This is a genomic window from Pseudomonas sp. AK106 (assembly GCF_053903055.1).
In genome coordinates this window covers 3502122-3512094 of sequence record NZ_CP096426.1, presented here as the reverse complement: position 1 = coordinate 3512094, position 9973 = coordinate 3502122, and the positions used below count along the sequence as shown (strand labels likewise).

General features: G+C 61.7%; 9 protein-coding genes. 5 read left to right on the top strand and 4 right to left on the bottom strand.

The window, feature by feature from the left end; genetic code table 11:
- Nucleotides 1-175: 175 nt before the first annotated feature.
- The 5 genes from M1E04_RS15540 to fhuF all read left to right on the top strand — a co-directional run bounded on the left by M1E04_RS15540 (nt 176) and on the right by fhuF (nt 6280).
- Complete coding sequence (locus M1E04_RS15540; protein ID WP_456291655.1) at nt 176-2374, top strand: TonB-dependent siderophore receptor; 2199 nt, start codon at nt 176-178, stop codon at nt 2372-2374.
- Nucleotides 2375-3448: 1074 nt separating this feature from the next.
- Nucleotides 3449-3649: an MbtH family protein gene (locus M1E04_RS15535; RefSeq protein WP_456291654.1), complete on the top strand. Its 201-nt coding sequence runs from the start codon at nt 3449-3451 to the stop codon at nt 3647-3649.
- A gap of 37 nt (nt 3650-3686) precedes the next feature.
- Nucleotides 3687-4679: a TauD/TfdA family dioxygenase gene (locus tag M1E04_RS15530; protein WP_456291653.1), complete on the top strand. Its 993-nt coding sequence runs from the start codon at nt 3687-3689 to the stop codon at nt 4677-4679.
- 11 nt (nt 4680-4690) lie between these two features.
- Entirely contained in the window at nt 4691-5524 is an 834-nt protein-coding gene (locus M1E04_RS15525) for a N(5)-hydroxyornithine transformylase PvdF (RefSeq protein ID WP_410929411.1), read from the top strand.
- Nucleotides 5525-5566: 42 nt separating this feature from the next.
- Nucleotides 5567-6280, top strand: coding sequence for a siderophore-iron reductase FhuF (gene fhuF / locus M1E04_RS15520; RefSeq protein ID WP_192134205.1), 714 nt, complete (start codon nt 5567-5569; stop codon nt 6278-6280).
- A 229-nt stretch (nt 6281-6509) separates the two neighbouring features.
- Here fhuF and M1E04_RS15515 read toward each other — a convergent pair whose 3' ends face one another.
- From M1E04_RS15515 to M1E04_RS15500, 4 genes are all read right to left on the bottom strand, one after another.
- Nucleotides 6510-7742, bottom strand: a complete 1233-nt coding sequence (locus M1E04_RS15515) for a sugar MFS transporter (RefSeq protein ID WP_456291652.1) — start codon at nt 7740-7742, stop codon at nt 6510-6512.
- 160 nt (nt 7743-7902) lie between these two features.
- Nucleotides 7903-8280: an L-rhamnose mutarotase gene (locus M1E04_RS15510; RefSeq protein WP_456291651.1), complete on the bottom strand. Its 378-nt coding sequence runs from the start codon at nt 8278-8280 to the stop codon at nt 7903-7905.
- Between the two features lie 10 nt (nt 8281-8290).
- Nucleotides 8291-9067, bottom strand: a complete 777-nt coding sequence (locus M1E04_RS15505; RefSeq protein ID WP_456291650.1) for an L-fucose dehydrogenase — start codon at nt 9065-9067, stop codon at nt 8291-8293.
- On the bottom strand, nt 9064-9957 hold the full coding sequence (locus M1E04_RS15500) for an amidohydrolase family protein (protein WP_456291649.1): 894 nt from the start codon (nt 9955-9957) through the stop codon (nt 9064-9066). The genes M1E04_RS15505 and M1E04_RS15500 overlap by 4 nt, the downstream gene beginning before the upstream one ends.
- Between the last annotated feature and the right edge of the window lie 16 nt (nt 9958-9973).

Sequence of the window (9973 nt, the reverse complement as noted above, 5' to 3'; positions counted from 1 at the left end):
ACCCTTGTTGTAACAGCGTTGAACCAGGGCGTAGGACCAGCAGTGGCCCTTCGCCCTTTTTTACGATAAGAATGGTAATGAGAAACGTTCTTTGTTACATTTTCACGCTTTTTTGACATATGTGGTCAATTTTGGGGCCTTGCCCCGTGTGATATCAAAGGGAGGGGGAGTTCGGATGGCGAGCAATAACAAGGGTCAATTCAAGGTCAATGCCTTGGCCGCACTGGTCGCAACGGTCGCCTGCCACGGCGCGGCGTGGGCGGCGGATGCCCCGGCCAAGGCCGAGCAGGGCGCTACCATCGAGCTGCAGAATTCGGTGGTCACCGGCGAAGCACCCGAAGGGGAGCAAACCGTAGGCTATCAGGTGAAAAACAGCACGGCCGGCACCAAGACCAGCACACCGCTGTCGGAAACCCCGCGCTCGGTGTCAGTGGTGACACGCCAGCGCATTCAGGATCAGGGCTCGCAATCCCTGACCGACATCCTCGGTTACGTCCCCGGCATCTTCGCCCCGCCATTCGCCGTCGGCGACGGCCTCGCGGGCGACCTGTTCTCCATTCGCGGCTACAACGCCACCGACTACGGTTACGGCCTGCTCAAGGACGGCCTGCGTCTGCAAGGCAACCGTTACGACACCACCACCGAACCCTATGGCCTGGAACGCACTGAAGTGTTCCGCGGCCCGAGCTCGATCCTCTACGGCGAAAACGCGCCGGGCGGGCTGGTCAACCTGGTCAGCAAGCGCCCGACCGAAACGCCCCAGGGCGAAGCCAAATTCACCTACGGCAGCAACAACCGCCGCCAGCTCTCCCTCGACGTCTCCGGCCCGCTGACCGACGACAACCGCATCCTCGGCCGCGTGGTCATGCTCGGCCGCAACGCCGACACCCAAGTGGACTCGGTGCCTGACGACCGCATCTACATCGCGCCGTCGATGACCTTCAACTTCGACGAAGACACCGCGCTGACCCTGCTCTCGTCCTACCAGCGCGACCGCACCAAGCTGCTGCTCGGCTACCCCGCAGCGGGCACCTTGCTGAACAACGTCAACGGCAAGATCGGCAAGGACCAGTTCAACGGCAACCCGAACTGGGACGACTTCGAGCGCGAAACCTGGACCCTGGGTTACGAGTTCAAGCACCAGCTCAACGACACCTGGCAGTTCCGCCAGAACTCGCGCTTCATGGAATCGCGTCTGGACCGTCATGAGACCTGGCCAGGTGATCTTAGTAATTCTGGCTTCGGTAGCACGCTGAGCAGCCAAGCCTACGATCGCGACAACAAGTCGATCACCTACTCGCTGGACAACCAGTTCGAAGGCCACTTCACCTCCGGCGCACTGGAAAACACCGTGCTGCTGGGCGCGAGCTACGACCGCACCTCTTACAACCAAGACTGGGCGATCGGTAACGGCGGTACCTACAACGCCTTTAGTCCGGTGTTTCCGTCGGGCACTCCACGGATGCTCGTTACAGCGCAGAACTCGCAACTGGACCAGCAGATGTACGGCGTTTACGGCCAGCTGCAGAGCAAGTACAACAACTGGATCTATCTGTTGGGCGGTCGCCAGGACTTCGTCAACAGCCAGTACCGCAACCGCGCCGGAACCGCCAGTGGCGCCGCAGACCTGGACGGCTGGGACCATCGTTTCAGCTGGCAGACCGGCTTGATGTACCAGTTCGAGAACGGTATTTCGCCGTACGTGAGTTACTCGACGGCGTTCACGCCGGTGCAGCAGTCGTCGCAACCGAACGGTGAGTTGCTGGACCCGATCCTCAGCGAGCAGTACGAGGTGGGCCTGAAGTACGAGCCGGCTGGCTGGAACACGACGTTCAGCGCGGCGGTGTTTGACCTGACCAAGACCCACGACGTGATTGCCGGTTCGAACGGGTTCAGCCGTCAGATCGGCAAGAGCGAGTCGAAGGGCGTGGAGCTGGAGGTCAACAGTGATGTGACCAAGAACCTGAGCCTGACGGCGTCGTACACCTACACCGATGCGCGGGTGACGAAGGACAGTCCGGGCTCGTTGTACGAGGATCATCAGTTGACCGGCATACCGCGTAATCAGGCGAGTACGTGGGCGACGTATCGCTTCCTGGATGGCCCGATGAGCGGTTTCCGTGTGGGTGGCGGGGTGCGTTATTTCGACAATACGTTCGCGTATACCGCGCCGACGTTGTACGGGAAGTTGAAGACGGGCGATGTGACGCTGGTGGATGCGTTGGTGGGGTATGACATCGATAAGCATTGGTCGGTGGATGTGAATGCGAAGAATCTGTTCGACAAGGAGTATGTGAGCGGCTGCAATAACGCGGGTCGGTGTTATTGGGGCGAAGAGCGTACGGTCCTGGGCACTGTGGCGTTCCGCTGGTAATCCGTTAGGGGACCGATTTATTTAATCCGTTAGGGGACCGATTTATTTACAGCGCTTCATCGTAAATTAATCTGTCCCCGAGGTGCGCGGTGCGGCTTATTGCGCCAGGATCAAAAGCGTCTGCCTAGGGGCAGACGTTTCGCCTTCGGCGAGTTACTTGGAAAAGCACCCCAAGTAACCAAGGGTGCTTGCTCTCGGTTGGGCCCGACTTCGTCGGGTTCCTTCACTCCGGTCCCGCTCCGTGGGCCCGCTGCCATCCGCCATCCATGGCGGGGGGCAGCTCTCGCCGCATCCATGCGGCTCGGCCCACTGCGCGAGACCTCCGTTCAGCCTGCACCCAAGTCGCGATGGGTGTCGTCTGAGCTTCATGTGTATGAAGATCAAAAGCAACGGCTTCCCGGCTAAAGCCGGTCCTACAGTCGAGGCACCGCCAATTCCACTGGACGCCTGCGATCCCTTTGTAGGACCGGCTTCAGCCGGGAAGAGGCCAGCCCACTCCCCAACAATTTTGCTGATAGCACCCCCTCCCTTTATCGATCGTGCCCACGCTCCGCGTGGGCATGCATCCTGTGACGCTCCGCGTCACCCCACCTAAGAAGGGACGCGGAGCGTCCTAGGCGGCATTACCACGCGGAGCGTGGGAACGATCACAACCGCATGTTCTTCGCTTCTGCCGTTGATCTTCCTACACAAAAAGCCCAGTCACCGCCAAACGCGACTTGGGTGCAGGCTGAACGCAGACGACGCGCAGTGGGTCGAGCCGCATGGATGCGGCGAGAGCGCCGTCAGGACATGGATGTCCGTTCGGCGCGGGCCCACGGAGTGTCGTCGGAGTGAAGGAACCCTGACGAAGGAAGGGCCCAACCAGGAGCAAGCACCCTTGGTTACTTGGGGTGCTTTTCCAAGTAACTCGCCGAAGGCGAAACGATCTGCCGTTAGGCAGATGCTTGTGATCTTCAAGCTTCACGCGGCAACAGATTTTTTACTGAAAACCACTAACCATCCCGCCCCCTCGTTCGTCTTTCAGGTAAGGCGCGCTTACCTGCGCCGTTCCAACACCACGAGGGATAACACATGAGCTTCGACAGCGAAAACACACAGTTCCGGGTCGTCATCAACCACGAAGAACAGTACTCCATCTGGCCCGACTACAAAGCCATCCCGGACGGCTGGAAAAGCGTCGGCGTCGAAGGCGACAAACAGACCTGCCTCAACCACATCGAAAACGTCTGGAACGACATGCGCCCCCTCAGCCTGCGCAAGGCCATGGCCTGAACCCACCCCCTTCAGCCACATCAGGAGCGTCCCGCCCATGAACATGCGCATGCTCACCCCCGAACGCCTGCGCCTTGAAGCCGGCTTCCCCCTGCGCGTCCAGCCCGGCCAGACCGGCGTCTCCCTGGCCGCCGAAATCGACGCCCTGCGCAACGTCGTCGACCACTCCCTAGAACGCGACGGCGCCATCCTCTTCAGCGGCTTCACCCCTGAAGGCGTCGAAGGCTTCCAGCAGTTCGCCGCCTCTTTCGGCCACCCGCTGCTCAACTACGAATTCGGCTCCACCCCGCGCAGCCAGGTCGATGGCAAAGGCGTCTACACCTCCACCGAATACCCGGCCCACCGCTCGATCCCCCTGCACAACGAACAGGCCTACACCACCGAATGGCCCATGCGCATCTTCTTCTACTGCGCCAAAGCCGCGGCCAGCGGAGGCGAGACGCCGATTGCCGACAGCCGCTGGGTGTTCCAGCGCATCAGTCCGGCGCTGCGCAAACGCTTTGAAGAAAAGCGCCTGATGTACGTGCGCAACTACGGCAACGGTCTCGACCTGACCTGGCAACAGGTCTTCAACACCGAGCGCCACAGCGACGTCGAAGACTACTGCCGCCCCCGGGGCATCCAGTGCGACTGGAACGAGGACGGCGACCTGCGCACCCGGCAGCTGGTGCAAGGCGTCGCCCAGCATCCGCGCACCAAAGACTGGGTCTGGTTCAACCAGGCGCACCTGTTCCACCTATCGAACCTGGACGAGGAGATGCAGGAGATCCTCCTCGACACCGTTGGCGAAGAAGGCCTGCCGCGCAACGTCTACTACGGCGACGGCAGCCCGCTGGAGGCCGACGCCCTGGCAGAAATTCGTGGCGTGCTGAGCGAATGCGAAGTGGTCTTCCCCTGGCAGACCGGCGACGTGCTGATGCTCGACAACATGCTCACGGCGCACTCGCGCAAGCCGTTCAGCGGCGAACGCAAAGTCGTGGTCGCCATGGCCGAAGGCGTCAGCGGCGACACCCTGCACACCCTTTCCTGAGTCCGATATTCATGCAGAAAACCAAGCTTGTTTACGTCTGGTCGCTGCGTAACGCCGCGGCGGACAAGGCCGGTCAATACGTCGATTACCACGGCGAGCAGCGTTACATGACCTCGCCGCTGGAGTACCTGGTCAAGGCGCTCAACGACACCGCCCTCGGCGATCACTACTCGCTGGAAGCGATCATCTACGACGAGAATCCTGAGTCCGCGCGGGACCGCGAGAGCATCAAGGACTACGGGTTCAAGCCGGGGCAGGGCGCCCACTGGTTCTACCCGGCGGGCCTGACGGTGCAGGGGCGCAAGGTCGATGACCTGCTGGAAAACGTGCCGTCGAGCTACCGCGCCTTGCCCCTCGACGACAGCGCGCGGCCGGCCGGCAAGTCGGATTTCGAGCGACGTCTCGGCGAGCGACTGCACGCGCTGGGCGCCGACGTCGTGGTCCTCGACGGGTTGCTGGTGATCCTCGACGAACTGGTGCGCGAAGGCGCTGATTTCCATCGCCGCATCTTCAACGTGCACCCGGGCATCACGCGGCTGGAGTCACCGTACGAACGGCGCGGAGCCTATGCCACCCTCGACGCGCTGTACGGCGCCCGGGGCAAGAAAGTGGTCGACTGGACCACGCGGGAGATGGTCGACACGCCGGTGGTGAACATGACCGGCGCGTCGTTCCATTACGTCGACACCGGCATCGATTCCGGTGAGGTGGTGTTCGACGTGCTCGACACGCCGATCGCGCCCGACGACACCATCCTCGAACTGCGCTGGAACAACTTCAACAACAGCCTGTTTCCCGCGCTGGAGCAGGGGTTGTGGGTGCTGGCGCGGCAGCAGTCCCATTGACCGCTTCACGATGAACAGGCGGCCAGCACAGCGAATCGCCCCATGATTCCTGCGCTGGCGCCGCTGTTTATCGCTGACTTCGAGCACTATCGCGATGTGCTCGTATTGCCCGACGACCCTCGCGTCGGTGTGCCTTTACGCACCTTTCTCGGCGGCGATTACCTGAACGATGTCCTAACGCGATTCGGTACTGCCTATCCCGAGAGCGACCCGCGCGGGCTGGCGTCGATCTGGAGCAAGTATTACTTCATCAAACTGATACCACCGGTGGTCGCGGCCTCACTGATACTCGACCATCGCCTGCCGCTGCACCTCGATCATCTGCAGCTGATTCTCGACGATGATTGCCTGCCTGTCGCCTTCAAGCTGCCTGACGAGGGACAGCAATGGACGCCCGGTCCGAGTGATGCCTTCGAGCGTTTCGATGATTTGCTGGAGCAGCACCTCAGGCCCTTCATCGACACTTTCGCCCGCCATGTGCGCCTGTCGCCGAAGGTGCTGTGGAGCAACGCCGGCAACTATTTCGAATGGCTATTGGGCGTCCTCGCAAACGCGATACCCCACGCCGATGTGAGTCACGGCCACCAGCTGCTCAACGCCCACTACCTGCCAGACAGACGCCGCAATCCTCTGTTTCAACCGGTGCGCTACATCAAGGTCAAAGGGCAAGACGAACCCAAGCGACAACGCCGTGTGTGCTGCATTCGCTATCGAGTTAAAGGCCTCGATTACTGCAGCAACTGCCCGCTGTCCTGACTGATCGCGCACACCGATTGGGGCTGGCTGAAACCTGACAGTAGGACCGGCTTCAGCCGGGAAAGCACCAGGCGTCACACCGCAAAAGTGAGGCTGCTGCCACGGGCCTCTTCCCGGCTAAAGCCGGTCCCACAAAAGCGTCGCGCACGCCGATTGGGACTGGCTTAAACCTGATAGTAGGACCGGCTTCAGCCGGGAAGGCGTCAGTCCTCACACCGCAAAACCTAGATCACACCTCCCGCCCGCGCAACCCGCTACGCCCATAAAACGCCACCACCACAAAACACCCCAGCGGCAGCAGGTACGCCAGCGCCGTGGAGAAGTGGTCCGCCACCAGCCCCATGAAATACGGCATCAGGGCGCCGCCGACGATGGCCATGATCAGGAACGAGCTGCCGCGTTTGGTGTGGGGGCCGAGGTTTTTCACGCCCATGGCGAAGATGGTCGGGAACATGATCGACATGAAGAAGAACACCGCCACCAGCGCCACCACGGACACGCTTTCCACGCCGCTGACCACTACCGCGCACAGCGCAACGTTGATCCACGCGTAGACCATCAACAACCGCTGCGCCGGGATGCGCCCCATCAGCCAGGTGCTGAAGAAGCGCCCGCACATGAAGCAGATCATCGCCACCGACAGCAAATAGGCGGCGCTCTGGCTGGTCATGCTCGCCCAGTGCTCGGTGACGTAATTGATGAAGAACGCGCCGACGCCGACTTGCGCCGCCACGTAGAAGAACTGCGTGACCACGCCACCGACGAATTCGCGGTGCTGCCAGAGGGTTTTGCTGTCCTGACGCTGGATGCTCGATTCCTGTTCGCGCAGATCGGGCATCGGCGTTCGGGCGAACAGCGCCGCCACCAGCAGGACGATCACCGCGATAACCACATACGTGGTTTGCAGCGAACTGTTGTCACTGCCGGCGTTGCTGCCGCCGAAGAACAGCGCGCCACCCAGCAGCGGCCCGACGAACTGGCCAAGGCCGTTGAACGATTGCGCCAGATTGAGCCGACGTTCAGCACCTTTCGGATCACCCAGCACCGTCGCATAGGGATTGGCTGCTGTCTCCAGACAACCCAGCCCCAGGGCGATGACGAACAGCGCGAACAGGAAAAACGGGAAGCTCGCCGCATTGGCCGCCGGCATGAACAGCAACGCGCCCGCAGCGTACAGGCACAGACCCAGCAGGATCCCGGCCTTGTAGCCGAAGCGGTCCATCAAAAAGCCGGCGGGCAGGGCGATGATGAAATACGCGCCGAAGTAGGCCGCCTGCAGCAGCCCGGACTGGGCCTTGCTGACGTGCAGCGTTTCCTGAAAATGCTTGTTCAGCACATCAAGCAGGCCATACGACAGGCCCCAGAGAAAAAACAGGCTGGTCACCAGCATCAACGCCATCCGCACCGATGGCTCAGCGTGCCGATACACCCCAGTCTGTACTTTGCTGTGTTTGGTCAACATAACGCTCTCCTTTTTTGTTGTTGTTCAAGCGTGCCTGTGGAAGTGAGCTTGCTCACGAAGAGGCCGGTACATCCACGAGTTTTCCAGCGTTTGAAACTCAGCTTTCGCGAGCAAGCTCGCTCCCACCAGAGACCCATTCAGCAGCCGGCGCAGAGGGGTGTCAGGGCTCATGCAGTCTTTTCAATTGCTCATCCAGACTGAAAATCTGCGCCATGGGCTGCCATTTATTCCCCGGCTCGGTCCACGGCGTCGGCGTCTGAAACCGCCACATCAGCGCTTCCCATTCCTGCACTTTGGGATGGGCCGCCGATGCCTGCTCCATCGCGTCGGCACTGAAGCCCGGCGCTGTGTCCATGACCATGAACAGCCGCGTGCCCAGTCGCCAGATCTGCATGTCCAGCACGCCCTGACTGCGCAAGTGTTCTGCAATTTCCGGCCAGATGCGTCGATGCAATTGCTCATACTCGGCGATCAACGCCTGGTCATCGGCAAGGTCCAAGGCCAGACAAAAACGCTGCGCAACCGTCCCAGTATTCATGTCAGCGCGCTCATGTCAGTGCCCGGTCAAGGTGGGTGTAGCCGCCATCCACCACCAGCCATTGCCCGGTCGTGTGTGATGCGCGTGGGGACAGCAGAAACAGCACGCTGTCGGCGATCTCGGTCGGCGTGGTCATGCGCTGGCCCAAGGGGATTTTCTCGACGATCTTCGCCAGCTTCCCATCAGGGTCGTCAAAGCTGGCAATCCAGCGCTCGTACAGCGGCGTCATCACTTCGGCCGGGATCACCGCGTTCACCCTCACGCCATCGCTCAGCAACGACGCCGCCCATTCCCGTGTCAGGGACAGTTGCGCGCCTTTCGAGGCGGTATAACCGCTGGTGCCGCCCTGGCCGGTGAGGGCGGTTTTCGAGCCGATGTTGACGATGGCGCCCTTGCTGGCCTTCAGCGCGTCAACGCACAAATGCGCCATGACGTAGTAGTGAATGAGGTTCTTCTCCAGCGACTCGATGAACGCGCTGCGACCGGCCTCCAGCCCGACGTTGTCATTGACCCCAGCGTTGTTGACCAGCCCGTCGATGCGACCAAAGCGTCCCAGCACCTGGCTCACCGCCGCCGCACATTCGGCCTCATCGCGCAGCTCGACCTGGACGAACAGGGTGTGCGGCTGGCGTCTGTCCAGTTCTGCCGCGAGTTCGGCGGGCAGCGGTTGATTGGCGAAGATCACCGGGATCGCGCCTTCTTCGGCCAGCCCCAGCGAGATGGCTGCGCCAATCCCCGAGCCGCCGCCGGTGACGATGATGATTTTGTCGCGCAGGTGCAGATTCATGGGCAGTTTCCTTGCAGGCCATAAAGGCGAATGGCGGTGCCGCCGCGCAGCGCATTTTGCTCATCGACGGAGAGCGTACTGATGGCGGTTTCGAACAACTGGTGGACGTCGCTGTAACGGCCGGCGAGCTGGCAGACCGGCCAGTCGGAACCGAACATCAACCGTTGCGGCCCGAACAGCTCCAGCGCCAGATAGAAGTACGGCAGCAGCTCCCCCGGTCGCCAGTGCTGCCAGTCGGCCTCGGTAATCAGCCCGGAGAGCTTGCAGGCGACGTGGGGCAGGGCGGCCAGCGGGGCGAGGCGGTCGGCCCAGTCGATGGGGTCTTCCCGGGACAGGTCCGGTTTGCCGAGGTGATCGAGGATCAGGTGATGCCGGTCGTGGCGTTGGCAGAAGTCGGTAGCGGCGTGCAGGTCTTTGTCTTTTATCAGCACGTCGTACGCCAGCCCGTGGCGTTGCAACAGCTGAATGCCACGGGCGAACGCAGGGTCCTGGAGGAACAGCGACGGCGCCGGTTCGTCCTGGATCAGATGACGGAGGCCGACCAGTTTTTGCGCGCCTTTATGAGCGTCGCCCCAGCGTGAGAGTTGCGCCTCTAGGTCATCCGCCCGCAGATCCGCCCAGCCGACCACGCCAAAGATCCACGGGTAAGTGGCGGCGTGGCTGAGCAACGCGTCGGTCTCGCTGACGCTGTGCCGCGCCTGCACCGCGATGCAGCCGTCGATACCGTGCTCATCGAGCAGAGGTTTCAAATCCCCCGGCAGGAAATCCCGTTGCAACGCAGCATGGCGCTGGTCGATCCAGGGGTAATCCCGGGCGTCGTAGGTCCAGAAATGCTGATGGGCATCCACCCGCAAGGGCGCTGCCGGAATGCTTGAGTGTCGGGACGACATTGTTGTTGTACTCCGT